The sequence below is a fragment of the Lysobacter niastensis genome (genome assembly GCF_015453285.1).
In the GTDB taxonomy this organism is placed as follows: domain Bacteria; phylum Pseudomonadota; class Gammaproteobacteria; order Xanthomonadales; family Xanthomonadaceae; genus Lysobacter_J; species Lysobacter_J niastensis.
Genome location: NZ_JADLZT010000004.1, coordinates 36,365 through 62,072, shown reverse-complemented (window position 1 = coordinate 62,072; position 25,708 = coordinate 36,365). Strand labels below are relative to the sequence as shown.

General features: G+C 67.0%; 27 protein-coding genes. 9 read left to right on the top strand and 18 right to left on the bottom strand.

Annotated features, from left to right (window positions below; genetic code table 11):
- The first annotated feature begins 6 nt into the window (after positions 1 to 6).
- From IU514_RS07860 to IU514_RS07845, 4 genes are all read left to right on the top strand, one after another.
- On the top strand, positions 7 to 1,329 hold the full coding sequence (locus IU514_RS07860; protein ID WP_194930553.1) for an ABC transporter permease: 1,323 nt from the start codon (positions 7 to 9) through the stop codon (positions 1,327 to 1,329).
- A gap of 12 nt (positions 1,330 to 1,341) precedes the next feature.
- Positions 1,342 to 2,577: an ABC transporter permease gene (locus tag IU514_RS07855; RefSeq protein WP_194930552.1), complete on the top strand. Its 1,236-nt coding sequence runs from the start codon at positions 1,342 to 1,344 to the stop codon at positions 2,575 to 2,577.
- 88 nt (positions 2,578 to 2,665) lie between these two features.
- The gene (locus IU514_RS07850) at positions 2,666 to 4,006 is read left to right on the top strand and encodes a sigma-54-dependent transcriptional regulator (protein ID WP_194930551.1); all 1,341 of its coding nucleotides are present in this window, start codon (positions 2,666 to 2,668) and stop codon (positions 4,004 to 4,006) included.
- 5 nt (positions 4,007 to 4,011) lie between these two features.
- The gene (locus tag IU514_RS07845) at positions 4,012 to 5,328 is read left to right on the top strand and encodes a sensor histidine kinase (RefSeq protein ID WP_194930550.1); all 1,317 of its coding nucleotides are present in this window, start codon (positions 4,012 to 4,014) and stop codon (positions 5,326 to 5,328) included.
- Between the two features lie 118 nt (positions 5,329 to 5,446).
- Here the strand turns inward: IU514_RS07845 and glmU are convergent, their stop codons facing one another.
- Complete coding sequence (gene glmU / locus IU514_RS07840) at positions 5,447 to 6,814, bottom strand: bifunctional UDP-N-acetylglucosamine diphosphorylase/glucosamine-1-phosphate N-acetyltransferase GlmU (RefSeq protein ID WP_194930549.1); 1,368 nt, start codon at positions 6,812 to 6,814, stop codon at positions 5,447 to 5,449.
- A gap of 112 nt (positions 6,815 to 6,926) precedes the next feature.
- Here glmU and IU514_RS07835 point away from each other — a divergent pair, with 112 nt between their 5' ends.
- Complete coding sequence (locus tag IU514_RS07835) at positions 6,927 to 7,313, top strand: GtrA family protein (RefSeq protein WP_194930548.1); 387 nt, start codon at positions 6,927 to 6,929, stop codon at positions 7,311 to 7,313.
- An 84-nt stretch (positions 7,314 to 7,397) separates the two neighbouring features.
- Here the strand turns inward: IU514_RS07835 and IU514_RS07830 are convergent, their stop codons facing one another.
- The 9 genes from IU514_RS07830 to IU514_RS07790 form a co-directional block, all read right to left on the bottom strand.
- Positions 7,398 to 7,823: a F0F1 ATP synthase subunit epsilon gene (locus tag IU514_RS07830; RefSeq protein ID WP_194930547.1), complete on the bottom strand. Its 426-nt coding sequence runs from the start codon at positions 7,821 to 7,823 to the stop codon at positions 7,398 to 7,400.
- 39 nt (positions 7,824 to 7,862) lie between these two features.
- Positions 7,863 to 9,263: a F0F1 ATP synthase subunit beta gene (atpD, locus tag IU514_RS07825; RefSeq protein WP_194930546.1), complete on the bottom strand. Its 1,401-nt coding sequence runs from the start codon at positions 9,261 to 9,263 to the stop codon at positions 7,863 to 7,865.
- A gap of 67 nt (positions 9,264 to 9,330) precedes the next feature.
- A complete protein-coding gene (atpG, locus tag IU514_RS07820; protein WP_194930545.1) occupies positions 9,331 to 10,194 on the bottom strand; it encodes a F0F1 ATP synthase subunit gamma in 864 nt (287 codons plus the stop codon).
- A 77-nt stretch (positions 10,195 to 10,271) separates the two neighbouring features.
- Positions 10,272 to 11,822: a F0F1 ATP synthase subunit alpha gene (gene atpA, locus IU514_RS07815; RefSeq protein WP_194930544.1), complete on the bottom strand. Its 1,551-nt coding sequence runs from the start codon at positions 11,820 to 11,822 to the stop codon at positions 10,272 to 10,274.
- Between the two features lie 22 nt (positions 11,823 to 11,844).
- The gene (locus IU514_RS07810; RefSeq protein ID WP_194930543.1) at positions 11,845 to 12,372 is read right to left on the bottom strand and encodes a F0F1 ATP synthase subunit delta; all 528 of its coding nucleotides are present in this window, start codon (positions 12,370 to 12,372) and stop codon (positions 11,845 to 11,847) included.
- 11 nt (positions 12,373 to 12,383) lie between these two features.
- Positions 12,384 to 12,854 carry a F0F1 ATP synthase subunit B gene (locus tag IU514_RS07805; protein ID WP_194930542.1) on the bottom strand — a complete coding sequence of 157 codons (471 nt, stop codon included), beginning with the start codon at positions 12,852 to 12,854 and terminating at the stop codon, positions 12,384 to 12,386.
- Between the two features lie 80 nt (positions 12,855 to 12,934).
- Positions 12,935 to 13,231, bottom strand: a complete 297-nt coding sequence (gene atpE, locus IU514_RS07800; protein ID WP_158983994.1) for a F0F1 ATP synthase subunit C — start codon at positions 13,229 to 13,231, stop codon at positions 12,935 to 12,937.
- A 76-nt stretch (positions 13,232 to 13,307) separates the two neighbouring features.
- Positions 13,308 to 14,138: a F0F1 ATP synthase subunit A gene (gene atpB / locus IU514_RS07795; protein WP_194930541.1), complete on the bottom strand. Its 831-nt coding sequence runs from the start codon at positions 14,136 to 14,138 to the stop codon at positions 13,308 to 13,310.
- Positions 14,139 to 14,147: 9 nt separating this feature from the next.
- Complete coding sequence (locus tag IU514_RS07790; RefSeq protein ID WP_324187797.1) at positions 14,148 to 14,516, bottom strand: hypothetical protein; 369 nt, start codon at positions 14,514 to 14,516, stop codon at positions 14,148 to 14,150.
- 241 nt (positions 14,517 to 14,757) lie between these two features.
- Between IU514_RS07790 and IU514_RS07785 the strand changes: the two genes are divergently transcribed.
- On the top strand, positions 14,758 to 14,985 hold the full coding sequence (locus tag IU514_RS07785) for a DUF2061 domain-containing protein (RefSeq protein WP_194930540.1): 228 nt from the start codon (positions 14,758 to 14,760) through the stop codon (positions 14,983 to 14,985).
- A 196-nt stretch (positions 14,986 to 15,181) separates the two neighbouring features.
- Here IU514_RS07785 and lpdA read toward each other — a convergent pair whose 3' ends face one another.
- From lpdA to IU514_RS07765, 4 genes are all read right to left on the bottom strand, one after another.
- Positions 15,182 to 16,987, bottom strand: a complete 1,806-nt coding sequence (gene lpdA / locus IU514_RS07780; protein ID WP_194930539.1) for a dihydrolipoyl dehydrogenase — start codon at positions 16,985 to 16,987, stop codon at positions 15,182 to 15,184.
- A gap of 18 nt (positions 16,988 to 17,005) precedes the next feature.
- A complete protein-coding gene (locus IU514_RS07775) occupies positions 17,006 to 17,659 on the bottom strand; it encodes a hypothetical protein (RefSeq protein WP_194930538.1) in 654 nt (217 codons plus the stop codon).
- Positions 17,656 to 19,077 carry a dihydrolipoyllysine-residue acetyltransferase gene (locus IU514_RS07770; protein ID WP_194930537.1) on the bottom strand — a complete coding sequence of 474 codons (1,422 nt, stop codon included), beginning with the start codon at positions 19,075 to 19,077 and terminating at the stop codon, positions 17,656 to 17,658. The genes IU514_RS07775 and IU514_RS07770 overlap by 4 nt, the downstream gene beginning before the upstream one ends.
- 123 nt (positions 19,078 to 19,200) lie before the next feature.
- Positions 19,201 to 20,004 carry a DUF2884 family protein gene (locus IU514_RS07765; RefSeq protein WP_228760571.1) on the bottom strand — a complete coding sequence of 268 codons (804 nt, stop codon included), beginning with the start codon at positions 20,002 to 20,004 and terminating at the stop codon, positions 19,201 to 19,203.
- A gap of 259 nt (positions 20,005 to 20,263) precedes the next feature.
- Here IU514_RS07765 and IU514_RS07760 point away from each other — a divergent pair, with 259 nt between their 5' ends.
- Positions 20,264 to 20,920: an OmpW/AlkL family protein gene (locus tag IU514_RS07760; RefSeq protein ID WP_194930536.1), complete on the top strand. Its 657-nt coding sequence runs from the start codon at positions 20,264 to 20,266 to the stop codon at positions 20,918 to 20,920.
- 62 nt (positions 20,921 to 20,982) lie between these two features.
- On the opposite strand, the gene IU514_RS07755 is transcribed toward IU514_RS07760, so the two are convergent.
- From IU514_RS07755 to IU514_RS07745, 3 genes are all read right to left on the bottom strand, one after another.
- The gene (locus IU514_RS07755) at positions 20,983 to 21,825 is read right to left on the bottom strand and encodes a DMT family transporter (protein WP_194930814.1); all 843 of its coding nucleotides are present in this window, start codon (positions 21,823 to 21,825) and stop codon (positions 20,983 to 20,985) included.
- Positions 21,826 to 22,027: 202 nt separating this feature from the next.
- Positions 22,028 to 22,849, bottom strand: a complete 822-nt coding sequence (locus IU514_RS07750; RefSeq protein WP_194930535.1) for a transporter — start codon at positions 22,847 to 22,849, stop codon at positions 22,028 to 22,030.
- 98 nt (positions 22,850 to 22,947) lie between these two features.
- A complete protein-coding gene (locus IU514_RS07745; RefSeq protein ID WP_194930534.1) occupies positions 22,948 to 23,721 on the bottom strand; it encodes a hypothetical protein in 774 nt (257 codons plus the stop codon).
- Positions 23,722 to 23,763: 42 nt separating this feature from the next.
- Here IU514_RS07745 and IU514_RS07740 point away from each other — a divergent pair, with 42 nt between their 5' ends.
- Positions 23,764 to 23,970: a hypothetical protein gene (locus IU514_RS07740; protein WP_194930533.1), complete on the top strand. Its 207-nt coding sequence runs from the start codon at positions 23,764 to 23,766 to the stop codon at positions 23,968 to 23,970.
- Between the two features lie 3 nt (positions 23,971 to 23,973).
- Here IU514_RS07740 and IU514_RS07735 read toward each other — a convergent pair whose 3' ends face one another.
- Positions 23,974 to 25,047, bottom strand: coding sequence for an NAD(P)-dependent alcohol dehydrogenase (locus IU514_RS07735; protein ID WP_194930532.1), 1,074 nt, complete (start codon positions 25,045 to 25,047; stop codon positions 23,974 to 23,976).
- Between the two features lie 148 nt (positions 25,048 to 25,195).
- On the opposite strand from IU514_RS07735, the gene IU514_RS07730 reads away from it, so the two are divergent.
- Entirely contained in the window at positions 25,196 to 25,678 is a 483-nt protein-coding gene (locus IU514_RS07730; RefSeq protein ID WP_194930531.1) for a YajQ family cyclic di-GMP-binding protein, read from the top strand.
- The last annotated feature ends 30 nt before the right edge of the window (positions 25,679 to 25,708 follow it).

Genomic DNA, 25,708 nt, shown 5'->3' with positions numbered 1-25,708 from the left:
ACTGCCATGTTCGCCTATTACCTGAGGCTGGCAGTCATATCGCTGAAGCGGAACCGCATCCTCACCGCGCTGATGGTCGCCGCGATCGCACTGGGCATCGGCATGTCGATGACGTCGATGACGGTGCTGCACATGATGGCGGCCAACCCGCTGTCGCATAAGGACGACATCGTGCGTCGCGTCCAGCTCGACAACTGGGACGCCAACGAGCCCTGGGACGACGAGAACCCGGCTGAACCGCCGGACCTGATGAGCTACCAGGACGTGCGCAACCTGGTCGCCGCGCACAAGGCCGAGCACGAGGCCGGCTTCTTCCCAAACGTGCTGGCGCTCGAACCGCCGCAGCGCGAGATCAAGCCGTACCAGGTCGAGGCGCTGTTCACGACGAATGGCTTCTTCCCGATCTTCGAACCGCCGTTCAAGTATGGCGGCGGCTGGGGTGACGCGGAGGACCGCAACTCGGCACGCGTGGTGGTGATCAACCAGGAAACCAACGAGAAGATCTTCGGTGGCGAGAACAGCGTCGGCCGCAAGCTGCGCCTCGACGGCGAGGATTACACCGTGGTCGGCGTGCTCGACAAGTGGCACCCCTCGCCGCTGGTCTACCACCTGTCCGGCGGCGCGTTCAACGACCCGCACCAGGTGTTCGTGCCGATGAACATCGGCATCGAGAAGGAGATGACCAGCACGTCCAACAACAGCTGCTACGAGGACCGGTCCGATCCGGGTTACCAGGGCCTGCTGGGCTCGGACTGCATCTGGGTGGACCTATGGGTACAGGTCAAGGATGAAGCCGACGCGCAGCGCTACCTGAGCTTCCTCAACAACTACGTGTCCGAGCAGAAGAAGAGCGGCCGCTTCCCGCGTCCGGTCAACAACAAGCTGCGCAACGTGTCCGAGTGGTTGCAGGCGCAGCGCGTGGTCAGCCGAGATGCACGCACGCAGGTGTGGCTGGCGTTCGCGTTCTTCGCGGTCTGCCTGATCAACACGGTCGGCCTGCTGCTGGCGAAGTTCATGGGCAAGGCGCCCGAGATCGGCCTGCGCCGCGCTGTGGGTGCGAGCAAGCCGGCGCTGTTCGCGCAGTACCTGATCGAATCCGGTCTGGTCGGCGTCGCCGGCGGCGTGATCGGCCTGGCCTTCACCGGCATCGGCCTGCTCGCCCTGCGCAAGCTTTACGCCGGCACCTCGATCGAGAAGCTGGCACAGCTCGACTGGACGATGGTCGCACTGTCGCTGCTGATCGCGCTGGTGGCCAGCCTGGTCGCGGGCCTGTATCCGACCTGGCGCGCCTGCCAGGTGCAGCCGGCCACGCAGTTGAAGACGCAATAACAGGAGCCTGTCATGGAATTCCGACCCATATTCAATGCGCTGATGCGCAACAAGACCGGCCTGCTGCTGATCGTGCTGCAGGTGGCCATCACCCTGGCGATCGTCTGCAACAGCGTCTTCATCATCCTGCAGCGCATCGAGAAGGTGAATCGTCCGAGCGGCATGGACGAGGCCAATCTCTTCACCGTGACCAGCCAGGGTTTCGCCCCGGCGTTCGACCTGCCCGGCACGCTGCGCCAGGATCTGGAAGCGCTGCGTTCGATTCCGGGCGTGGTCGACGCGACCACGATCAACTCGGTTCCGCTGTCGCAGGGCGGCTGGAGCGAGGGCCTGTCCGACCAGCCGGAGAGCGTGCCGCAGGACAAGCGCATCCGCGAAGGCTCGGCGATCTACATGGTCGACGAGCACGGCGTGAACACGCTCGGCGTCAAGGTCGTCGCCGGACGCAACTTCACCGTCGATGACGTCAGTGCGCGCACCAAGGACGACAAGGGATCGCTGCACTCGGTGATCATCACCCAGGCGCTCGCGGACAAGCTTTTCCCAGGTGGGGCGGTCGGCAAGACGCTGTACAGCAGCCTGCCCGGACGTAACGGTCCGGTGACGGTGGTCGGCGTGATCGAACGCCTGCAGGCACCGTGGGTCGGCTGGGACAAGGTCGAACAGGCGATGCTGGTGCCGCAGTACGACCACGGCGAGTTTTCCGCCAACAGCTCGCGCTATCTGATCCGCACCCAGCCCGGCCGTCGCGACGAGGTGATGAAGGAGGCCGAACGCAAGCTGGGCGAGGTCAACACCGGCCGCATCGTGCGCGGTCTGCGCTCGGTCGAGGAAGTTCGCGGCAACAGCTATCGCCAGGACCGCGCGATGACGGTGGTGCTGACGACGGTGATCTTCTCGCTGCTGGCCGTCACCGGCCTGGGCATCGTCGGCATGGTCAGCTTCTGGGTCACGCGCCGAGTCAAGCAGATCGGCACGCGCCGCGCGTTGGGCGCCCGCCGCTTCGACATCCGCCGCTACTTCATGATCGAGAACCTGATCGTGGTGGGCATCGGCATCGCGGTCGGCCTGCTGCTGACATACGGCTTCAACCTGTGGCTGATGAAGCACTACGAACTGCCGCGCCTGGCGTGGTACTACGCGCCGCTGGGCGCGCTGACCGTGCTGCTGCTGGGGCAGCTGGCGGTGTTCGGCCCGGCAACTCGAGCCACCCGCGTGTCGCCGGCCGTCGCCACCCGCACGGTGTAGTGGTCTCTCTCCCGCCCGGTTGCCGCATTGCGGTGGCCGGGCGGTATTTTTTTGGGGTCCTCGACAGGGCGACTGTTAGGCTAGGCCGATGCGCACCATCCTCGTGATCGACGACAATCAGGCCGTGCACGTCGCACTGGACGTGCTGTTCTCGCTCGCCGACCTGCGCGTGCTGAGCGCGGAGTCGCCAGAAGACGGACTACGCCTGCTGGAGAGCGAGACAATCGACCTCGTCATCCAGGACATGAACTTCACCGCCGACACCACGTCCGGCGAGGAAGGCATCGCCCTGTTCCGCACGATCCGCGACCGCTTCCCGGATCTCCCGATCATCCTGCTGACCGCGTGGACGCGGCTCGAGTCGGCCGTCGCATTGGTCAAGGCCGGTGCGGCCGACTACCTCGGCAAGCCGTGGGACGACCGCAAGCTGATGACGACGGTCACCAACCTGCTCGAACTCGGCGAAGCCAACCGCGCCCTGGCCGAGCGTCGCACCGACGAGCGCCGCCGGCGCCAGCAACTGGAACGCGATTACGACCTGCGCGGCCTCGTCTTCGCCGACCCGGCCAGCGAGCGCCTCGTCAGCCTGGCCTGCCATGTCGCGCGCGCCGATGTGCCGGTGCTGATCAGCGGCCCGAACGGTTCCGGCAAGGAGCGCATCGCCGAGATCATCCAGGCCAACTCATCGGTGCGCGAAGGACCGTACGTGACGCTCAACTGCGGCGCGCTGCCTTCGGAGCTGGTCGAGGCCGAACTGTTCGGCGCCGAAGCCGGCGCTTACACCGGCGCGAACAAGTCGCGCGAAGGCAAGTTCGAGGCTGCCGACGGCGGCACGCTGCTGCTGGACGAAATCGGCAACCTGCCGCCGGCCGGGCAGATGAAGCTGCTACGTGTGCTGGAAACCGGCCGCTTCCAGCGGCTGGGTTCCAACCGCGAGCGCCAGGTGAAGGTGCGTGTGATCGCCGCGACCAATGCCGACCTGCCGGCGATGATCCGCGACGGCCTGTTCCGCGAGGACCTGTATTACCGCCTCAACGTCATCGAGCTGCGCGTGCCGCCGCTGGCGGAACGTCGCGGCGACATCCTGCCGCTGGCCGAACATTTCCTGCAGGGCCAGCGCGCGCTCGGCGATGCGTCGCGCGTGGCGCTGCAGCGTCATGCCTGGCCGGGCAACGTTCGCGAGATGAAGAACGCCATCCAGCGCGCATTGCTGCTGGGCCAGGGCAGCCGCATCGAGCCGGAAGAGTTGGGCCTGCCGGCAACCGCGGCCGCTTCGCACCGCCACAACGGCGACGACGAGCTCGATCGCGAGACGATCGAAGCGGCCATGCGCCGCGCCGGGGGCGTGCTGAGCCAGGCGGCTGCGGACCTCGGACTCAGTCGCCAGGCGTTGTACCGCCGCCTGGACAAGCTCGGTATTCCACGCTGACGGCCATGAAAGCGTCGAAGCACCGTTTCTCGCTGGCCGGCAAGCTCGCCTTGCTGTTGTTCGCGTCGATGCTGGTCGCCGTCGGCGCCGCGTGCCTGCTGGCGTGGTGGCTGGACAGCCTGATGCTCGGTGCATGCGTGGCGCTTGCGTTGTGCGCGGTGCTCGCGCCAACGCTCGCCAGCCGCTACCTGGCCCCGCAACTGAGCCTCTTCCGCGCGCTGTCGGGGTCGGTCGCGAGCTTCCGCGACGGCGATTTCAGTTTCAGCCTCGCGCGCCGTTCGAACGACGAACTCGACGACCTGGTCGACGCGCACAACGAACTCGGCAGCGTGCTGCGCGAGGAACGGCAATCGCTGTTCCAGCGTGAGCTCCTGCTCGATACCGTCGTGCAGAACACGCCAACCTCGCTGTTGTTGACTGAGCCGCGTGGCGCGATCGTCTACGGCAACCTCGCCGCACGGCAGTTGTTCAATGATGGCCGCAAGGTGGAAGGGCTGCGCTTCGCCCAGCTCATGGAGCGCACTCCTGCACCGCTGCGCGAGGCGCTCGGCGAAGGCCGCGACCGGTTGTTCACGTTCGAGTACGCGGGACTGGAAGAGACCTACCACCTCGCCCGCCGCGAGTTCCACCTCAACGGCCGCGTGCACACGCTGTTCCTGTTCAAGCGGCTGACCGCGGAACTCAACCGGCAGGAAGTGGCGACCTGGAAGAAGGTGATCCGGGTGATCAGCCACGAACTCAACAACTCGCTGGCGCCGATCACGTCGCTGGCGCACTCCGGAGCCGAGCTGTTGCGGCGCGAGGACCATGGCAAGCTCGGCCGCATCTTCGACACGATCGAGGAGCGCGCGCGCCACCTGCACGGCTTCCTGCGCGGCTATTCCAGCGTCGCCAAGCTACCGGTGCCGGAACCGGAAACGGTCGACTGGGACAGGTTCCTGACACGGCTGCAGCAGCACTACGCGTTCCGGCAGGAATTCGATCCGCCGTCGGCACCGGCGCGTTTCGACCCGGCGCAGATCGAGCAGGCGCTGATCAACGTGTTGAAGAACGCGCATGAGTCCGGCTCCGCACCGGAGCAGGTGACCCTGTCGGTGCGCCAGATCGGACAGCTGGTGCGCGTCGATGTGAACGATCGCGGACCCGGCATGTCCGATACGGTGCTGGCCAACGCGCTGGTGCCGTTCTATTCGACCAAGCGCACCGGCAGCGGCCTGGGCCTGGCGTTGGCGCGGGAGATCGCGGAGGCACATGGGGGCCGCATTTCGCTCGCGAATCGCGAAGGCGGCGGGCTGTGTGTGTCGCTGGTGCTGCCGGCGTGAGGCGTTGAGTACCCGCACTGCCAGCACTCGCTACTCGGCTTCCGCACCACTCAGCGTCATACCTGCTCACTCGTCATCCCACGAAAGCGGAATGACGAGCAAGCAGCGGTAGGCGACCTTACTTCGGCTTCTTCTCCGGCCGTTGCCAGCCCTCGATGCTGACCTGCCGTCCGCGCGCGACGGTCAGTTGCTCTACCGGCGCATCCTTGGTGATGACCGAACCGGCGCCGATCGTCGCGCCCTTGCCGATGGTGACCGGAGCCACGAGTGACGAGTTGGAGCCGATGAAGGCGCCATCCTCTATCGTCGTGGTCGACTTGTTCACGCCGTCGTAGTTGCAGGTGATGGTGCCCGCGCCGACGTTGACGCCGGCGCCGATCACGGCGTCGCCGAGATACGTCAGGTGGTTGGCCTTGCTCGACACGCCCACTCGCGTGTTCTTGGTTTCGACGAAGTTGCCGATATGCGCGCCGTCGGCCAGCACCGTGCCCGGACGCAGGCGTGCGTAAGGTCCGATCAGCGCGGCACCTTCGACGACGACGCCGTCCAGGTCGCAATGCGCGCGCACGTCGGTTCCCGGCCCCAGTCGGGTGTCCCTGATCCGGCAGAACGGGCCGATGCGCACGCCATCCGCCAGTTCGACCTTGCCTTCGAACACGACACCCACGTCGATCTCGACATCGCGGCCGACGGTGACCTCGCCTCGCTGGTCGAAGCGCGACGGATCGGCGATCCGGGCACCCGCCATGCACAGCGCACGTGCGGCACGGCGCTGGAACGCCCGCTCCAGTTGCGCCAGCTGCCAGGGGTCGTTCGCGCCTTCCACTTCCAGCGGGTCCTGCACGTGGACCATTTCGGCGGCGCTGAACTCGTGCGCGGCGGAAGCGAACACGTCGGTCAGGTAGTACTCGCCCTGTGCGTTGCCGTTGTCGAGCTGGCGCAGCCAGCGCCGCAGCGGCTCAGCGTCAGCGGCGAGGATGCCGGTGTTGACCGTGTGGATCAGGCGCTGTTCCTCGTCGGCATCCTTGTGTTCGACGATGCGGCCGACGCGACCCTCGGGATCGCGCAGGATGCGGCCGTACCCGGTCGGATCGGGCAGGTCCGTGACCAGCACCGCGATGCGGCCGGTCGCGGCGAGGAGGTGCTTCAGCGTCTCGGCCGTGATCAGCGGCACGTCGCCGTACAGCACCAGCACGCGCGCGTCCTGCGGCACGTTCGGCATCGCCTGCTGGACGGCATGGCCGGTGCCGAGGCGCTCGCTCTGTTCCGCCCAGTGCAGGTCCGTCTGCTCGGCGAACGCGTCGCGCACCTGCTCGCCGCCGTGGCCGTAGACCACATGGATGCCCGCGGGCTGCAGCGCACGTGCGGTGTCGATGACGTGCGCCAGCATCGGCTTCCCGGCAATCTTCTGCAGCACCTTGGCGGTGCTCGACTTCATGCGCTTGCCCTCGCCGGCGGCGAGGATGACCACGTGCAACTGGCTCATCCGCTGTTTCCTGATCGTGTCGATCGCGCCTGTCCGGCGCCATTGCGGAATCTTATCAACCCGGCAGTGGACTGCCGCACCTGCCCGGAGGCGCCTTGTTTAGAATCTCGCGATGCGCAGACTCCTCCACCAGGGCAGCCGTTACTTCGCCGTAGGCGTCCTGCAGTTCCTGCTGGACTGGCTGATGTTCGTGGTGCTCAGTGCCGCCGGGATGCCGGTCGAGCCGGCCAACGTGCTGGGCCGCATCAGCGGCGCCGCGCTCGGCTTCTGGCTCAACGGCCGCTTCACGTTCACGGGCGACGACAACGCGCTCGGCCGGCGACAGTTCGCGCGGTTCGCGGTGATGTGGGTGGGCACCACGTTTTTCGGCACGTGGGCAGTGGCCCACGTCGAGCAGGTGCTCGGCCTGCGCTGGACCTGGCTGGCCAAGCCGGTCATCGACCTGGCACTGAGCGCGGTCGGCTTCGTCCTGTCGCGGCACTGGATCTACCGGCGCTAGGTTCGCCCCCCGGAGACGCCGCCTTTCGCGCAAAGAAAACGCCGGCGCGAGGCCGGCGTTTTCGGTACAGCATGTTGAGCAGGATCAGTGCTTCAGCGTCTTGCGCAGACGCTCCAGCGCGCTGAGCTGGGCGACGCTCATCGCCAGCTGGGCCTGGGCCTCTTCCATGCTCATCTTCGGGTCCTTCTGCGACAGGATGCGCTCGGCTTCGGCCTTGGCGGCCAGCACCGCGGCCTCGTCGATGTCCTGCGCGCGCACCGCGGTGTCGGCCAGCACGGTCACGACCGTCGGCTGCACCTCGAGGATGCCGCCGGAGATCGCGAAGTCCAGCTGCTCGCCGCCCGGCAGGGTCACCACGACCTTGCCCGGCTTCAGACGGGTGATCAGCGGCGCGTGCTTCGGCGCAATGCCGAGCTCGCCGATCTCGCCGGTGGCGACCACCAGCTCGGCGTCGCCGTGGAAGATCTCCTGCTCGGCGCTGACGATGTCGCAACGAATCGTGGATGCCATCGTGGTTCCTCTGGTCGGTCGGTCAGGAAGTCAGCCGGATCAACCGGTGATCTTCTTGGCCTTCTCGACCGCCTCTTCGATGCCGCCGACCATGTAGAACGCCTGCTCCGGCAGGTGGTCGTACTCGCCTTCGACGATGCCCTTGAAGCCGCGGATGGTGTCCTTCAGCGGGACGTACTTGCCCGGCGAACCGGTGAAGACTTCCGCCACGTGGAACGGCTGCGAGAAGAAGCGCTCGATCTTGCGGGCGCGCGACACGGCCTGCTTGTCTTCTTCCGACAGCTCGTCCATGCCGAGGATCGCGATGATGTCCTTCAGCTCCTTGTACTTCTGCAGGGTCGCCTGGACCTTGCGGGCGACCTCGTAGTGCTCCAGGCCGATCACGTTCGGATCGAGCTGGCGCGAGGTGGAGTCGAGCGGGTCCACGGCCGGGTAGATACCCAGCGAGGCGATGTTACGGCTCAGCACGACGGTGGCGTCGAGGTGGGCGAAGGTGGTCGCCGGCGACGGGTCGGTCAGGTCGTCCGCGGGCACGTACACGGCCTGGATCGAGGTGATCGAACCGGTCTTGGTCGAGGTGATGCGCTCCTGCAGGACGCCCATTTCCTCGGCCAGCGTCGGCTGGTAACCCACCGCCGACGGCATGCGGCCCAACAGCGCCGACACTTCGGTACCGGCCAGCGTGTAGCGGTAGATGTTGTCGACGAACAGCAGCACGTCCTTGCCCTTGCCGGATGCGTCCTTCTCGTCTCGGAAGTACTCAGCCATGGTCAGGCCGGTCAGCGCGACGCGCAGGCGGTTGCCCGGCGGCTCGTTCATCTGGCCGTACACCATCGCCACCTTGTCGAGGACGTTGGAGTCCTTCATCTCGTGGTAGAAGTCGTTGCCCTCGCGGGTACGCTCGCCCACGCCGGCGAACACGGACAGACCCGAGTGCGCCTTGGCGATGTTGTTGATGAGTTCCATCATGTTGACGGTCTTGCCGACGCCGGCGCCGCCGAACAGGCCGACCTTGCCGCCCTTCGCGAACGGGCACATCAGGTCGATGACCTTGATGCCGGTCTCGAGCAGGTCGTTGGTCGAGGACTGCTCCTCGTAGGTCGGCGCGGAACGGTGGATTTCCCAATGGTCGGAAGCGGCAACCGGGCCGGCTTCGTCGATCGCGTTGCCGAGCACGTCCATGATGCGGCCGAGCGTGCCGGCGCCCACCGGCACCGCGATGGCGCGGCCGGTGTTGTTGGCGATCAGGTTGCGCTTCAGACCGTCGGTCGAGCCGAGGGCGATCGTGCGCACGACGCCGTCACCGAGCTGCTGCTGCACTTCCAGCGTGATCGCGGTGTTCTCGACCTTCAGCGCGTCGTACACCTTCGGCACGGACTCGCGCGGGAACTCGACGTCGACGACGGCGCCGATGATCTGAACGATCTTGCCCTGACTCATGGTGGTTTCCTCTAACTTGAATCTGCTTTTGCGGCTGCGGTGTCATCCGCGCCGCGGGAATGGGATGTCAGACCGCGGCGGCGCCGCCGACGATCTCGGAGATTTCCTGCGTGATCGCTGCCTGGCGGGCCTTGTTGTAGACCAGGTTCAGGGTGCCGATCAGCTTGGTCGCGTTATCCGAAGCGGACTTCATCGCGACCATGCGCGCGGCGTGCTCGGAAGCCACGTTCTCCAGGACCGCCTGGTACACCAGCGACTCGACATAGCGCGTCAGCACGTGCTCGAGCACGCTCGCCGCGTCGGGCTCGTAGATGTAATCCCAGTCGTGCTTGGCGACCGGCGTGTCCGACGGCGGCAGCGGCAGCAGCTGATCGAACGCCGCGCGCTGGGTCATCGTGTTGACGAAGTCGTTGTAGCAGACGAAGACGCGATCGACGTTGCCGGCGCTGTAACCATCCAGCATCACCTTGATGACGCCGACCAGCTGCTCCAGCTTCGGCTGGTCGCCCAGGTGGGTGACCGAACCGACCATGTTGACCTTGATGCGGCGGAAGAACACCGACGCCTTCTGGCCGATGGTGACGACGTCGATCTCGACGCCCTGCTCCTGCCACTTGCGGAACTCGCCGAGCAGCTTGCGGAACAGGTTGTTGTTGAGGCCGCCGGCGAGGCCGCGGTCGGACGACACGATGATGTAGCCGACGCGCTTCACGTCCTTGCGCTCGACCAGGTACGGATGCTGGTAATCGGAGTTGGCCTGGGCCAGGTGGCCGATCACCTGCTTCATCACCCGCGCGTACGGGCGCGAGACCTTCATCCGGTCCTGCGCCTTGCGGATCTTGGAGGCCGAGACCATCTCGAGCGCGCGCGTCACCTTGCGGGTGTTCTGCACGCTCTTGATCTTGGTTTTGATTTCGCGTCCGCCTGCCATGCTGCTCTCTTCTGCTTGGACTCAACGACGCGGGCCGGAGCCCGCGCGGATGATTGCCGGTTCGACCTGCGCGTGGATTACCAGGAGCCGGTCTGCTTGAACTCGGCGATGCCCTTCTTGAAGGCACCTTCGATGTCGTCGTTCCAGTTGCCGGTGCTGTTGATCGTCTTGACCAGCTCGCCCTGGGTGTTGACGAAGTGGGCGTGCAGGCCCTCTTCGAACGCCAGGATCTTGCTGACCGGCACGTCGTCGAGGTAACCCTCGTTGACGGCGTAGATCGACAGCGCCTGCAGCGCGATCGACATCGGCGCGTACTGCTTCTGCTTCATCAGCTCGGTGACGCGCTGGCCGCGCTCGAGCTGCTTGCGGGTGGCTTCGTCGAGGTCCGAGGCGAACTGCGCGAACGCAGCCAGCTCACGGTACTGGGCGAGCGAGATGCGGATGCCGCCCGACAGCTTCTTGATGATCTTGGTCTGGGCAGCGCCACCGACGCGCGACACCGAGATACCGGCGTTCACGGCCGGGCGGATGCCGGCGTTGAACAGATCGGTTTCCAGGAAGATCTGGCCGTCGGTGATCGAGATCACGTTGGTCGGAACGAACGCGGACACGTCGCCGGCCTGGGTCTCGATGATCGGCAGCGCGGTCAGCGAACCGGTCTTGCCGGTGACGGAGCCGTTGGTGAACTTCTCGACGTACTCCTCGGACACGCGGGCGGCGCGCTCGAGCAGGCGGCTGTGCAGGTAGAACACGTCGCCCGGGTAGGCTTCGCGGCCCGGCGGGCGCTTCAGCAGCAGCGAGATCTGGCGGTAGGCCACGGCCTGCTTGGACAGGTCGTCGTACACGATCAGCGCGTCTTCGCCGCGATCGAGGAAGAACTCGCCCATGGTGCAGCCCGAGTACGCCGAGATGTACTGCATCGCGGCCGACTCGGACGCCGTGGCGGCCACGACGATCGTGTGGGCCAGAGCGCCGTTCTCTTCCAGCTTGCGCACGACGTTGGCGACGGACGAGGCCTTCTGGCCGATCGCCACGTACACGCACTTAATGCCGGTGCCCTTCTGGTTGATGATGGCGTCGATGGCCAGCGCGGTCTTGCCGGTCTGGCGGTCACCGATGATCAGCTCGCGCTGGCCACGGCCGATCGGGATCATCGCGTCGACGGTCTTGTAACCGGTCTGCACCGGCTGGTCGACCGACTTGCGCCAGATCACGCCCGGAGCGACGCGCTCCACCGGCGCGGTCAGCGAAGCGCCCAGCGGGCCCTTGCCGTCGATCGGCTCGCCCAGCGCGTTCACGACGCGGCCGAGCAGTTCCTTGCCGACCGGCACTTCAAGGATGCGGCCGGTGGTCTTGGCGACATCGCCCTCGCGCAGGTGCTCGTAGTCACCCAGGACCACGGCGCCGACCGAGTCGCGCTCCAGGTTCAGCGCCAGCGCGAAGGTCGCGTTGGGCAGCTCGATCATTTCGCCCTGCATCACGTCGGCCAGGCCGTAGATGCGCACGATGCCGTCGGACACCGAGGTCACGGTGCCTTCGTTGCGCGCTTCGGCGGTCAACTTGACCTTCTCGATGCGGGTCTTGATCAGTTCACTGATTTCGGACGGGTTGAGCTGGGTGGTTGCCATGGGTCGTTCCTAGATGAATTCGTTATTGCGCGAGCGAGGTCTGCAGGCGCGCGAGCTTGCCCTTGAGCGAGCCGTCGATGACCACTTCGCCCGCGTCGATCACTGCGCCGCCGATCAGCGAGGCATCGACCGAAGTCTCGATCTCGACCTCGCGGCCGAAGCGCTTCTTAAGCGCGGCCTTGATCGCGTCGAGCTCGGACGCCGGCAGTTCGCTGGCGGCGGTGATCTTCGCCTTGACCACGCGCTCGGCTTCGGCGCGCAACTCCTCGAACAGACCGGCGATTTCCGGCAGCAGCGCGAGGCGGCGGTTGTCGGCCAGCAGGCCGAGGAAGCGGGTGAACGCCTCGTCGACGCCATCCATCGCGAGCAGGCCAACGGCGTCGGCCGGGCTCAGCAACGGATGGCCGAGCAGCGCTTGCGCCTGCGGTTCGGCAGCAACGCGTGCGGCGAAGGCGAGCGCCTGCGACCACGCGGCGGTACGACCGCCTTCGCGCGACAGGGCGAAGGCGGCGCGGGCGTACGGACGGGCGAGGGTCAATGCCTGGGTCATCGCTAGTTCGCTCAGATCTCAGCAGCCAGTTCGTCGAGCAGCGCCTTGTGGGCGTTGGCATCGATTTCGCGCTTCAGCAGTTTCTCGGCGCCGCTGACGGCCAGCGACGACACCTGCTTGCGCAGATCCTCGCGGGCACGGTTGGCGGACGCGGCGATCTCTGCTTCGGCCAGCGCCTTCTGGCGCGTGGCTTCGGCGACGGCGTCGTTCTTGGCCTGGTCGATGATCTGGTTGGCGCGCTGATGCGCCTGCTCGATGATCTCGTTGGCCTTGGTGCGAGCCGAACGCAGTTCGGCATCGACGCTCTGCTGCGCCTGGGCGAGGTTCTTCTGGCTCTGCTCTGCAGCGGCCAGACCCTCGGCAATCTTGTGTTGACGTTCTTCGATCGCCTTGTTCAGGGGCGGCCAAATGAACTTCATCGTGAACCAGATGAGGATCGCGAACGTGATCATCTGGCCGAAGAAGGTCATGTTGAGATTCATGACAGCTCCGATAGGACGCTGCGGGCGGTGACGCCCGGGAGAGCCGCCCGGAGGACCGGACGGCTCAGTGGTTGCAACTATTAGTGCGCGGCGCCGGCGACGGCAGCAGCTGCGTTCTTCACTTCGCCCAGCAGCGGGTTGCCGAAGGCGAACAGCAGGCCGACGGCCAGCGCGATGATGAACGCGGCGTCGATCAGGCCGGCCAGCAGGAACATACGGCCCTGCAGCATCGGCACCAGCTCCGGCTGACGGGCAGCCGACTCAAGGAACTTCGAGCCCATCAGCGCGATGCCGAGGCACGCACCGATCGCGCCGAGGCCGACCATCATGCCGATCGCGATCGCGGTCAGGCCCTGCACACTGGCGATGAATTCCATGGTTTTCTCCTACTGAAACGTTTGGTTTGGTTTGAAGGGTGAAGCGAAAGGTGAAGCGGTATTTCTCGAACGCGGATCAATGACTCTCGTACGCGCCGGCGATGTAGACGACGGTGAGGATCATGAAGATGAAGGCCTGCAGCAGCACGATCAGGATGTGGAACAGTGCCCACGCGGCGTTGAAGAGCACGCCCGGCACGAACATCAGCAGGCCGCCGCCGAGCAGGCCGGCAATCAGCATGAAGACGAGCTCGCCGCCGTACATGTTGCCGAACAGTCGCATCGCGAGGCTGACCGGCTTGACCAGGTATTCGATGACGTTGAGGCCGAGGTTGGCCGGAGCCAGGGCGATCTTGGTGCCGGTGCCGTGCGCATGGAACGGCGCGGTCAGCAGCTCCTTGCCGAATCCGAAGCCGCCCTTGGCCTTGATGGAGTGGTACAGGATCAGGAAGAACACCGTGGTCGACATGGCCAACGTGGTGTTCAGGTCCGCGGTCGGAACCCAGCGGAAATACGTGTGATGCGCGGCATCGGCGCCGGCAGCGAGCTTGATGGCCGTGTACGGCGCATCCAGCGGCAGCAGGTCCATGCAGTTCATCAGCACGACCCACATGAAGATGGTCAGCGCGAGCGGCGTGATGGAACGACGGTCGCCGTGGAAGCTGTCCTTCACCTGGCCATCGATGAACTCAAGGATGAGCTCGACGAACGCCTGGCCCTTGGAGGGCACGCCGGACGTCGCCTTGCGGGCGAAGAAGCCGAACCAGGCGATGAAAATCAGGCCCAGCACCAGCGACACCGCCCAGGTGTCGATGTGGAACGCACCACCGAACAGCTCGATAGAGTTCTGCTGGAGGTGGTGCTGGATGTATTCGTTCAGGCCGCCCGAACCGGTCTGTTCACTCACGAAAGACACCTATCGTTTCAAAAGGTTGGCCAATACGAACGCCAGCGTCGCCGCGAGCACTCCCATCAGCATTGGCAGCGGCGGCAGCTTGAACCCGGCCAGGCCGAGCGTTAAAACTGCAAGCACCACCACCCACTTCAACATCACCCCGGCGACGAGCCGCCCGACAGCCATGCCGGCGGGCTGGATACCGCCACCGAGGGCCATCAGGGCCGCCGCTGCGCTGCCTGCGACGATCGCACCACCGCCGACCGCCGCCGCCAGCGCCAGAGGCGCCCCGAAGGGGAGGAAGGCCAGCGCGACCAGCGCTGCCGCGCCGGCCTGCCAGGCAGTCGCGCGCGACGCCAGCCGGCGACCTGCGGACAATGGATCGTGCACGCGGGACTCGTCGGTCTGGAGGCAGGCGCAAAAGCGCCCGGTTGAGCCGCAAAAGTATAGACGGCGGGCCTGCGCGGGGCAACCGCCGGGGGTCACGGCGGGCTGGCGCCCCCTTTCTTCCCGGCCCCGGTTTATCAATAGCTTCCGGCTATCGGCGCCACCGGAACATTCGATTAGATTTTCCCGGCCAGGCCGGGAAAATGAGATCAACTCTCATTTTCCACCTCTCCGGGGCGCCCCCATGGCCAAGACCCTCAGCTTCGCCGCCGCGCATTTCACCGTGGCTTTCACCGTCGGCTACCTGATGACCGGCAGCGTTCTGGTCGGCGGCGCGCTCGCCCTGGTGGAGCCGGCCTGCAACACCGTCGTGTTCTATTTTCACGAGAAGGTCTGGCGCCGCTTCGAACTCCGGAAAAAAGCACTCCTGTCCAACCCCCCGGGCGCTTCCGGCGTTAGCATCCCCCTGTAGAACGCCGCCGCGGAACCTTTCGCAATCCGGCCGGTCTGACCTTCTCGAATACCCGCCGCTACTCACTCCTCGTCAAAGTCCAGGCGGCGGGTCCCCCGAAGCCCCGGTTCCCCACCGGGGCTTCGCCTATCCGGGCCCATAAAAAAGAGCCCCGGACCAGGCCGGGGCTTCCTGCTTTCCGCATCGCGCGATGCGATCAGGCTTTCTTCTTCGGGATGTAGAGGTCGGTGATCGTGCCCTCGTACACCTCTGCCGCCATCGCGACGGTTTCGCTGAGCGTCGGATGCGGGTGGATCGTGTGGCCGATGTCGCCCGCCTCCGCACCCATTTCGATCGCCAGCGCGATCTCGGAGATGAGGTCGCCCGCATGCACGCCGGTAATGGCACCGCCGATGATGCGATGCGTTTTCTCGTCGAAGATCAGCTTGGTCACGCCCTCGCCGCGGCCGATGCCCACCGCGCGCGCCGACGCCGCCCACGGGAACTTGCCGACACCGACGTTCAAACCCTTGGCCTTGGCTTCATTCTCGGTGACGCCGACCCACGCGATTTCCGGATCGGTGTAGGCCACCGACGGGATCACCCGCGCCACCCATTCGCGCTTTTCGCCAGCCGCCACTTCGGCGGCAAGCTTGCCTTCGTGCGTGGCCTTGTGTGCGAGCATCGGCTGACCGACAAGGTCACCGATCGCGAAGATGTGCGGAACGTTGGTGCGCATCTGGCGGTCGACCGGGATGAAACCGCGTTCGGTGACCTGCACGCCGGCCTTGTCCGCATCGAGCTTGCCGCCGTTGGGCGAGCGGCCCACGGCCACCAGCACGCGATCGAACGCGCCCGACTTCAGACCCGGCTCCTGACCGGCGTCGGCGCCTTCGAACGACACGGTGATGCCGTTCTTCGACGCCTCGACCTGCGCGGCCTTGGTCTTGAGGTGCACGGCGACGCCCTGCTTCTTCAGGCGATCCGCCAGCGGCCTGACCATGTCCTTGTCGGTGCCCGGCATCAGCTGGTCCATGAACTCGACGACGGTCACTTCGCTGCCCAGCGCGCGGTAGACGGTCGCCATCTCCAAGCCGATGATGCCGCCGCCAACGACGAGCAGCTTGGTCGGGATGTCGGCCAGTTCCAGCGCGTCGGTGGAATCCATCACGCGCGGGTCGTCCCACGGGAAGTTCGGCAGCTTCACTGCCTGCGAACCGGCGGCGATGATGCACTGCTCGAAGCGCAGCAACTCCGTCTTGCCGTCGTCGCCTGCAATCTCCAGCTCGTTCGCCGAGACGAACTTCGCCACGCCCTGCACGCTGCGCACCTTGCGCTGCTTGGCCATGCCGGCCAGCCCCTTGGTGAACTGGCCGACGACCTTGTTCTGCTTGAAGTCGCGCAGCTTGCCGAGGTCGAGCTTGGGCTTGCCGAACTCGATGCCGATGTCGGCCGAGTGCGAGGCCTCGTCGATCAGCGCGGCGGCATGCAGCAGCGCCTTTGACGGAATGCAGCCGACGTTGAGGCAGACGCCGCCGAGCGTGGCGTAGCGCTCGACGAGCACGGTATCGAGACCGAGATCGGCGGCGCGGAACGCAGCGGTGTAACCGCCAGGGCCCGAGCCGACCACGACGATGCGGCATTCAATGTCGGCCTTGCGGCCGGTGCCGAGGGCGGGCTTGGGTGCCGCCACGGCCGGTGCCGCGGGCGACGGCGCGACCGGCGGCTTCGGTTCCGCAGGCGCAGCCGGAGCCGGCGCGGCCTTGGACGGCGCTTCGGCGGCGGCAGCGCTCTCGACGAGTGCGATGACCGAACCTTCGCTTACCTTGTCGCCGACCTTGACCTTCAGCGCCTTGACGACGCCGTCGGCGGACGACGGCACTTCCATCGTCGCCTTGTCGGATTCCAGCGTGACCAGGCCCTGGTCCTTGCGCACCGTGTCGCCGACCGCGACCAGCAGTTCGATCACCGGAATGCCGTCGAAATCGCCGATGTCCGGCACCTTGACTTCAATCGTCGCCATGCATGTATCTCCTGCGCTTCAGCCGGTGGCGCCGGCGAGCGATTGTTCCAGTTGGTCCAGCGACTCCTCGAGCTTGCGCCAGCGCTTGATGCGCTTTTCGTCGCCGTCGTCGGTCGCTTCGATCATCAGGGTGGCCTGCTCCATCATCTGCACGATGGGGCCGCAGGCGGGTTGCAGTCCGCTCACGCGCACGCCGTCGACGACGAACAGCAGCACCTCGCCGTCATGGAATTCCGCGGCACGATCCTTCGGCACCTGCCCATCCAGCACGCGCTGCCAGTCGGTCACGACGCGTCGTGCGAGCGCGGCCGGCATCGGTACCGAGGCGACGTCCGGTTGCTGCTGCACGCGCAATTCGCGGCGCCCACCGGTCCACACCTGGATGCGCTCGTCGGCCTCGACATAGCGCAGCGTCCAGTCGCCCTCGCCTTCGCCGGCGATCAGCTGCAGACCGCTTTCCGCGCTGCGTGCCGGCAGGCGGGTCAGCGAGAGCGTCGGCGTCAGACCTCCGGCGAACAGCGTTTCGGCAGCCGAGCCGTGGTTCTCGGTGGCCGGCGGCCAGCCGCGGCCGAGGTCGATGCGGCAGACCTCGTCGTCGGCATGCGCCGGCATGACCACCAGGGCCTGCGCGGCCAGCATGGCGGCGAGGAGGCACCCGATGCGCCGGCTCACAGCAGCACGCGCCTCATGTCGGCCAGCAACTGGCCCAGGGTGGCGGTGAAGCGCGCGGCCGCGGCGCCATCGATGACGCGATGGTCGTAGCTGAGCGACAGCGGCAGGATCAGGCGCGGCACGAACTGCTTGCCGTCCCACACCGGCTGCATCGCCGACTTCGACACGCCGAGGATGGCCACTTCCGGCGCGTTGACGATCGGCGTGAACTTGGTGCCGCCGATGCCACCCAGCGAGCTGATCGAGAAGCAGCCGCCACTCATGTCGGCGGGACCGAGCTTGCCGTCGCGCGCCTTCTTGGCCAGGTCGGAGGTTTCCTGGGCGATCTGCATCACGCCCTTCTTGTCGACGTCGCGCACAACCGGCACGACCAGGCCGTTCGGCGTGTCGGCGGCGAAGCCGATGTGGAAGTACTTCTTCAGCACCAGGTTCTCGCCACTGGCATCGAGCGAGGCGTTGAAGTTCGGGTACTTCTGCAGCGCGGCGACCGAGGCCTTCATCAGGAAGGCGAGCATGGTCAGCTTGATGCCGCTCTTCTCGTTTTCCTTGTTGAGAGCGACGCGCAGCGCTTCCAGGTCCGTGATGTCGGCATCGTCGTGCTGCGTGACGTGCGGGATCATCGCCCAGTTGCGCGCGAGGTTGGCGCCGGACAGCTTCTGGATGCGCGACAGCGCCTTGGTCTCGATCTCGCCGAACTTGGTGAAGTCGACCTTCGGCCACGGCAGCAGATTGAGACCGCCTCCACCGGCCACGGGCGCGGCAGCGCCGCCCTGGACCACTCCGCCGGAGAGCACGCCCTTCACGAACTTCTGCACGTCTTCCTTGCTGATGCGGCCGCCACGCTCGGTGCCGGCCACCTGCAGCAGGTCCACGCCGAGCTCGCGCGCGAACAGGCGCACCGCGGGGCTGGCGTAAGGCACCTTGTCGGGCATCAGCTCGTCGGCGTTGAACGCGACCGGCGGCGTGCGCGGCGGCATGGCTTCGGGGTCGGTGCCCGGACGGGCATCGATCGAGGCCTGCGCGATGCGATCCGCCTGCTGCGGCACGACCACCGGCTCGACGCGGGTCGCCGTTTCTGCGGCCCGGACGGGCGCAGCGGCGACCGGCTCGGCGCGCGGCGGTTCGGCGGCCTTGGCCGGTGCGGGTGCAGGCTTCGCGGCTTCCGGCTGGCCGGCCTCGGCCGGTTCGATCATCGCGACGATGCTGCCTTCGGCCAGCTCGTCGCCGATCTTGACCTTGATCTCGCGGATGATGCCGGCGAAAGGCGCCGGCACTTCCATCGTGGCCTTGTCCGATTCCAGCGTAACCAGACCCTGGTCCTGCTTGACCGTGTCGCCAACCGCGACCAGCAGTTCGATCACCGGCACGCCATCGTAGTCCCCGATGTCGGGAACGCGTGCTTCCTTCAGCTCAGCCATTGTGTGGGGGCTCCGCAACTAGAGCGAAAACCCTATTGTGGCGGTTGCGGGCGACCAGCGCCAACCGGGCCGGCATACGTCACGGTATCCCGGGGTCGGCACCCGCCTTGCATGGCCTGGCCCTTACTCTTCGCGACGCTCCTCGCGTGCGACCTGCTCGGCTTTGTCCTCTTTTTTGTCCTCCTCGGGTGGGCGGGCCCGAAGCAGGTCCAGCGGCCGCCCGTCGGGAAGGCGGTATTCGATGGCATCGTCGATCCGGTCGAGGTCGGCCATGCGGCTGCACAGCGCCTGTGCCCGCTGCTCGAGCGCCCGGGCGCGAGGCTCGACCCGCTCGTCGATCTGGGCGTCGAGGTTCTCCAGGCGCTTCAGGCGCGAGGAATCGCCACTGAAGGCCGCACTGATCGCGCCGCCGACGATGTCGCCGATCATGCTCGGGATCACTTCCGACACCGCCGCGCCGATGCCCTCGCCGAGGTCGCTGCCGTCGAAGCGGGTCGGAGTGACCGAATGCGCCAGGCGCGCGTCGATCTGCGCGCGCGCCCTGGCGATCTTCGCCTGCGCCTGTTTCGGATCGCTGGCGAAACCGGCTGCCACCTCGCCGAGCACGGTGAAGGCGATGTCGGCGGCGTCGCGACCGATCGCCTGCGCCTCCGGCATCGCCGCACGCGTGCCCCTCTCGAAGTCGGCGATGCGCTGCGTGTCGGCCGCGCCCAGCGTGACCCAGCGGTCGTCGATGAAGAGCCGGCCCTGCCGCATCACGATCGCCTTGGGCACGCCGCTGTCGCGGGTGAGGATCACGCTGCGTTCATTGAGCGAAAGATCGTAGTCGCTGTCCATGCTGCACGACACCTTCACGTCGGCGGCGAAGGCGCCGCTGCAGGCCAGGGACAGGACGGACAGCATGGGCAGCACAAACAGGCGGCGCATCGTCGACTCCGGATACCGGACAGGCCTCTATCTTGCCGCGCCCGCGCGCGGCTGTCCGCATGACTTGGAGCATGTGCGCGGCGTGCGGGGTCAAGGCCGGTTCATCGATGCCGTGCAAATCGCATGCGCGCGGGTTGCCACACCTGCAACGAAAGTTCCGCGCTGATGCGCCCGCAGGGCAATCAACGTTCATCCGCGCGTCGCTACGGTGTCGGCGCCTCCCCCGAGGCGTCGATCCAATAATGAGGAGAACCTCTCCATGATGCGCTTCAGTCGAATGACCTTGGCCCTGTTGGCCACCCTGGCCGTTGCCCCGGCCGCCTTCGCCCAGGACACGGGCAACACCGGAACTGCAAGCGGCAAACGCTTCGCCGTCGTCGGCGGCTATGCGCTGTCCGAGCCCACCAGCAACCCGTCGATCGCCGGCACGCGCACGCAGGTCGATGGCGACGGCGCGGCGACGCTGAGCGCAAGCTGGTACGTAACCGACAACATCGCCGTCGAGGCGTGGGGCGCGGCCGACAAGTTCGGGCATCGCGTCAACACGGCCAACGGCAAGGTCGCCAGCGTCGACACGCAGCCCTATGCGCTGAGTGGCCAGTACCATTTCCGCCAGGCCGACAGTCTCGTGCGCCCGTTCGTGGGCCTGGGCTACTACGAAGCCAACACCGATGGCGAGAAGGCCGAGCCGTCCGGCGCACTGGCCGGCCAGCGCATCGGCGTGGAAACCGCCAAGGGCGCGATGGCCACGGCAGGCGTCGACGTCAACATCAACCCGACCTGGTTCGCGCGCGCCGACGTGCGCTACATGCAGGACACCACCGGCCAGCCGAACGTCGCCCTCGATGGCGTCAACGCGGGCAAGGCCGAGCTCAACCCGGTCGTGCTCGGTGTCGGCCTCGGTGCGCGCTTCTGACGCAGCTGTTCCGATAGCGAGCGATACGCGAACGGGCCCGTCGGGCCCGTTCGCTTTTCGGGTCAGGGATGCTCGGCCTCGACGTGCACGCGTTCGCGCCGCAGCAGGTAGAGGCCGCTGGCGACGATGATCGCCGCGCCTACCCAGGTGATCGCATCGGGCAACACGCCCCACAGCGTGAGGTCGAGCAGGACGCCCCACACCAGCGCGGTGTACTCCAGCGGCGCGATCAGCGACGCCTCGCCGAGCCGGAACGCTTCGGTAATGGCGTACTGGCCCAGCGCGCCGGCGATTCCGACGCCGGCGATCAGCCACCAGTCGCTGTCGCGGATCGGCGTCCAGTCCGGCAGCGCGAGTACGCCGGCGCCGCCCGCGATCATCGCCATCAGCCACACCATCATCGACTGCGTGCTGTCGGTGCGCGCGAGGATGCGCACGGTGATCGCGCTGATGGCGTACATCACCGCCGCCAGCAACACCATTACCGCCGATATGCTGATCAGGCCCTCGCCGGTGGGGCGCAACAGCACCAGCACGCCGACCAGTCCGATCGCGATCGCGATCCAGCGGCGCGGCCCGACTTTCTCGCCGAGGAACGGCACCGACATGGCCGTGATCAGCAGCGGCGCGACGAAGAAGATCGAATACGTGGTCGACAGCGGCAACCGCGCGACGGCATAGACGAACGCCGCCATCATCGCCACGCCGAGCACGCCGCGCAGCAGGTGCAGCGACCAGCGCACCCGGATCAGCGGCGCGACGCCTGCGGTGGCCAGCGCCCAGACCAGAACGAGGGGCAGCGACGCCGCACCGCGCAGCGACGCCACCTGGAACGGCGAGTAATGCGCCGACAGCTGCTTGAGGCCCGCATCCATCAGCGCGAACAGGGCAACCGCGGCGAGCATGGTCAGCATCGCCCGGCCTTGGCGGTGACGCGCACCGGCCCCTGCCGCCGCGCCTGCCGCTCCTGGATGCTCCCGATGCTCCCTGTCCACCTGTGCCGCCCGTATGCCGATATCAGGCGCACACGCTGCCTGTTGCCGCGTGTCACGGCAATAGGCGCATGGCGGCGCGCCCCCGCGCCGCCGTGTTTGAGCCGCGGTTACTTCAGAACGCGTGCATGTAGGAGAGGCCTGCGCCCCATTCCGGACTGCCGTCGGACAGGCCGGCACTGCCATAGAGCTGCATCCGCCCGTTCGCCCCCGCGCCGAAACCGTAGAAGCCGATGACTTCGCTGCGATCGTCGGAGTCGTCCGACGCGGCCTGGCGGTAGTCGTACATCACGCCCAGGTTGCCACTGCCGATGCGCTGGCTGACGCCGGCATTCGCACCGCCGACGGCGTCGACGTCGATGAAGTCCGAATCGCCCAGCATCGTGTAGCTGACGCCACCGAACAGCATGGTGCCGTCGAAGTCGCGGTACAGGTCGAGCGCGACGCCGTAGTCGTTGGCGCCGGTGCCGAGGCTCTTGTCCTCGTCGGCGGTCGCGATCTTGACGTTGCCGGTCAGGTCCACGCCGAGCGGACCGCCCGTGTCGAAGGCGTAGGCGGCCGACAGGCGCAGGTCGCCGATGCCGGAGGCGCTGCCGTCTTCGGTGACCGGCTCAGGAGTCGGCGGCGGCGCGTTGCCGTTTCCGTTGCCATTTCCGTTGCCGCGGCCGCGGCCGTTCGGGTTGTTGTTGTCGACCCGGCCCAGGCCGGGCAGCACGTTGGGATCGCCCGTCACGTCCAGCCACGGCAGGCTGCCCTTGAAGGTCCAGTTGCCGCTCACGTACTTGCCGTTGACCGGCACGGAGAAGATCTCGGTGGTGACGTCGCTGCCATAGTCGCCGCTGCTGTAGTCGGCGCCGATGCCCAGACTGAAACCGTCGCCGGCCTGCGCCGCGCCCGCGGCAAGCAGGCCGGCGCACAGGATTGCCAATTGCTTCATTCGATTCCTCGAAGCGGACAAGACGATGGGCGCCGAACCCGCTGGCGCCCATCAAGAGGGAGTTGTTGCAGGGTGTTGCCGGATTTCCCCGGCGAGAATCAGATGCGGCCGACGCGCTCCGGCTTGTCCGGACGTTCCGGCTTCTGCGGCCGCTCCGGGCGTTCGGGGCGCTGCGGGCGATCGACCTTCTCGGGCTTGTCCGGGCGCTCCGCCTTGGCCACGCGCTCCGGCTTGGCCGGCTTGTCGTTTCCGGATTTGCCCTGCACGCGCTCGGCCTTGGCCTTGTCGGCGCGGGCCGTGCCGGCCACGGCCTTGTCGCTGTGGTTGGACGCGCTGATCAGCGAGCCCAGGTTGAAGCCGAGCTGCTTGGCGATCTGGCCCCAGCCGCCGCCGTCGGCGCGCAGTTGCAAGACGCCAGGCATCGTGGTGACGGTGCCATCCGCATTGGTGATCGTGGCACCGGCCAATGCCGACTGCAGGTCCGGCGCGGCACCGGAGTCGACCATCGCCTGCGCCAGCGACAGCGTGATGTTGACCTCGCCCCAGCCCATCGGCCCGTTCGCGTTGACGATGGCGTGCTCGACCGGCGTCGTCACCGTGGTGGTGGTGCCGTCGGGATTGGTCGTGGTGGTGGTCACTTCTTCGACGATGACGAAGTCGCCGCCGGTGCGCAGGTCGCCGACCAGGTCGGCCGAAGCGTCGGGGCCGCCGGCCAGTTCGGTGTAGCGGTCGACCAGTCGGGCCTTGGGGACGGTGGCTTCGGCGATGACCGGAGCATCCGGGTCGGCGTCCTGGGCAAAGCCCGGCGCCATGGTGAACAACGCGGCGGAGATCGCCGCGGCAAGAAGGAAGGTGCGTGGCTTGAGGTTCATGGCGCGTCTCATGCGGGTGGTCGCCGCGGTATCGGCGCACGCATGCTGCGCATCGGTCGCGCCGCACAACAAGCGAGTGCGGCCGCTTCATTAAGGTGTTGTTGTCGCGGCCACGGTGATGCCGTGACTGGCATCACGGGAAGCGCGTTTTGTTCATCGAAAACGCCGACGAACGGCAAGCAGCGCGATGTGACCGGCGCCACTGAAGTGCGCCGCCGTTGCCACGATTGCAGCGTGATGCGCGCGTGAAACTCAGCGCGCGCCGCGCAGGCTGGCGATGTCGATCACGAACCGGTAGCGCACGTCGCCCTTGAGCATGCGCTCGTAGGCCTCGTTGATGCGGTCGATGCCGATCAGCTCGATGTCGGACGCGACGCCGTGGGCGGCGCAGAAGTCGAGCATCTCCTGGGTCTCGCGGATGCCGCCGATCATCGATCCGGCCAGGCGCCGGCGCTTGCGGATCAGCACGCCGGCGGCGACCGGTGCGGGCACCTCGGGAATTCCGAGCAGCACCATCGTCCCGTCGACCTTGAGCAGGCCGAGGTAAGCGTTGTAGTCGTGGTCGGCCGAGGCGGTGTCGATGATGTAGTCGAACCGCATCGCGTGCGTCTTGAACACCTGCCCGTCGCGAGTAGCGGCGAAATCCTGGGCACCGAGCGCCAGCGCGTCGCCACGCTTGGACTCCGACGTGCTGAGCACGGTCACGTGCGCGCCCATCGCCACGGCGAGCTTCACCGCCATGTGGCCCAGGCCACCGAGCCCGACCACGGCGACGCGATCGCCGGCCTTCACGCCGAAATGCTTCAGTGGCGAATAGGTGGTGATGCCTGCGCACAGCAGCGGCGCGGCGCGATCCAGCGGGATCGAGTCGGGAATGCGCACGACATACGCCTCATCGACGGTGATGCGCGTCGAGTAGCCGCCGTAGGTCGGCCGGCTCTTGTCGATGCGCCCTTCGGCGTCGCGTTCGTAGCTGTTGTAGGTGGCGCTCATGCCGAAATCGCAGTACTGCTCCTCGCCGGCGTGGCACGACGGGCACTGGCGGCAGGAGTCGATGAAGCAGCCGACGCCGACCGTGTCCCCCACCTTCCATGCGCCGACCTGCGCCCCCACCTGGGTCACGCGGCCGACGATCTCGTGGCCGGGCACCATCGGGAAGATCGCGCCGCCCCACTCGTCACGCGCCTGGTGGATGTCGGAGTGGCACACACCGCAGTAGAGGATGTCGATCAGCACCTCGCGCGGACCGGGCTCGCGCCGCTGCAGCGTGAACGGGGCCAGCGGCGAGGCGGCATCGGCGGCGGCGTAGGCAGGCGTGGTCAGCATGGTGGCGATGTGGTGGAGGCGACGTGGGAACGCCGAGTCTAGCCGCGACGCACCACGGCGGTTGTGCCAAACCGGCCCGCGCGGCTGCAAGGGAGGGCGCGCTGCGCTACCCTTTGCGCCCCGTCGCAAGCCCCACGCGGAGCCCGCCATGCCTTCCTTCGACGTCATTTCCGAAGTCGACAGCCACGAACTGACCAACGCCGTCGACCAGGCCAACCGCGAGCTCGGCACGCGCTTCGACTTCAAGGGCGTGGACGCCAAGTTCGTGCTGGACGAACAGGTCATCACCCAGTCCGCACCGAGCGACTTCCAGCTCAAGCAGATGACCGACATCCTGCGTGCGCGCCTGATCGCCCGCAGCATCGACGTGCGTTGCCTGGAGTTCGTCGACGTCGAGACCAACCTCGCGGGCGCGCGCCAGAAGGTCACCGTCAAGCAGGGCATCGAGCGTGAGCTGGCCAAGAAGATCCAGTCCGCGATCAAGGACGCGAAGCTCAAGGTCGACACCCAGATCAACGGCGACAAGCTGCGCGTGATCGGCAAGAAGCGCGACGACCTGCAGGCCGCCATCGCGCTGCTGCGCGCGGCCGAGTTCGAGCGTCCGCTGCAGTACGACAACTTCCGCGATTGAGCGACGCCACCGTGTCCACGTCGAGCACTA

Coding starts and splice junctions, on each gene's coding strand:
- IU514_RS07730 (WP_194930531.1), top strand. CDS start 25,196: ATGCCTTCCTTCGACGTCATTTCCGAAGTCGACAGCCACGAACTGACC.
- IU514_RS07855 (WP_194930552.1), top strand. CDS start 1,342: ATGGAATTCCGACCCATATTCAATGCGCTGATGCGCAACAAGACCGGC.
- atpD (WP_194930546.1), bottom strand. CDS start 9,263: ATGAGTCAGGGCAAGATCGTTCAGATCATCGGCGCCGTCGTCGACGTC.
- IU514_RS07835 (WP_194930548.1), top strand. CDS start 6,927: ATGCGCAGACTCCTCCACCAGGGCAGCCGTTACTTCGCCGTAGGCGTC.
- atpG (WP_194930545.1), bottom strand. CDS start 10,194: ATGGCAGGCGGACGCGAAATCAAAACCAAGATCAAGAGCGTGCAGAAC.
- IU514_RS07765 (WP_228760571.1), bottom strand. CDS start 20,004: ATGCGCCGCCTGTTTGTGCTGCCCATGCTGTCCGTCCTGTCCCTGGCC.
- lpdA (WP_194930539.1), bottom strand. CDS start 16,987: ATGGCGACGATTGAAGTCAAGGTGCCGGACATCGGCGATTTCGACGGC.
- IU514_RS07785 (WP_194930540.1), top strand. CDS start 14,758: ATGGCCAAGACCCTCAGCTTCGCCGCCGCGCATTTCACCGTGGCTTTC.
- IU514_RS07760 (WP_194930536.1), top strand. CDS start 20,264: ATGATGCGCTTCAGTCGAATGACCTTGGCCCTGTTGGCCACCCTGGCC.
- IU514_RS07735 (WP_194930532.1), bottom strand. CDS start 25,047: ATGCTGACCACGCCTGCCTACGCCGCCGCCGATGCCGCCTCGCCGCTG.
- IU514_RS07745 (WP_194930534.1), bottom strand. CDS start 23,721: ATGAACCTCAAGCCACGCACCTTCCTTCTTGCCGCGGCGATCTCCGCC.
- IU514_RS07830 (WP_194930547.1), bottom strand. CDS start 7,823: ATGGCATCCACGATTCGTTGCGACATCGTCAGCGCCGAGCAGGAGATC.
- IU514_RS07805 (WP_194930542.1), bottom strand. CDS start 12,854: ATGAATCTCAACATGACCTTCTTCGGCCAGATGATCACGTTCGCGATC.
- IU514_RS07845 (WP_194930550.1), top strand. CDS start 4,012: ATGAAAGCGTCGAAGCACCGTTTCTCGCTGGCCGGCAAGCTCGCCTTG.
- IU514_RS07850 (WP_194930551.1), top strand. CDS start 2,666: ATGCGCACCATCCTCGTGATCGACGACAATCAGGCCGTGCACGTCGCA.
- atpE (WP_158983994.1), bottom strand. CDS start 13,231: ATGGAATTCATCGCCAGTGTGCAGGGCCTGACCGCGATCGCGATCGGC.
- atpA (WP_194930544.1), bottom strand. CDS start 11,822: ATGGCAACCACCCAGCTCAACCCGTCCGAAATCAGTGAACTGATCAAG.
- IU514_RS07755 (WP_194930814.1), bottom strand. CDS start 21,825: ATGCTCGCCGCGGTTGCCCTGTTCGCGCTGATGGATGCGGGCCTCAAG.
- IU514_RS07810 (WP_194930543.1), bottom strand. CDS start 12,372: ATGACCCAGGCATTGACCCTCGCCCGTCCGTACGCCCGCGCCGCCTTC.
- glmU (WP_194930549.1), bottom strand. CDS start 6,814: ATGAGCCAGTTGCACGTGGTCATCCTCGCCGCCGGCGAGGGCAAGCGC.
- IU514_RS07860 (WP_194930553.1), top strand. CDS start 7: ATGTTCGCCTATTACCTGAGGCTGGCAGTCATATCGCTGAAGCGGAAC.
- IU514_RS07740 (WP_194930533.1), top strand. CDS start 23,764: ATGCTGCGCATCGGTCGCGCCGCACAACAAGCGAGTGCGGCCGCTTCA.
- IU514_RS07770 (WP_194930537.1), bottom strand. CDS start 19,077: ATGGCTGAGCTGAAGGAAGCACGCGTTCCCGACATCGGGGACTACGAT.
- IU514_RS07750 (WP_194930535.1), bottom strand. CDS start 22,849: ATGAAGCAATTGGCAATCCTGTGCGCCGGCCTGCTTGCCGCGGGCGCG.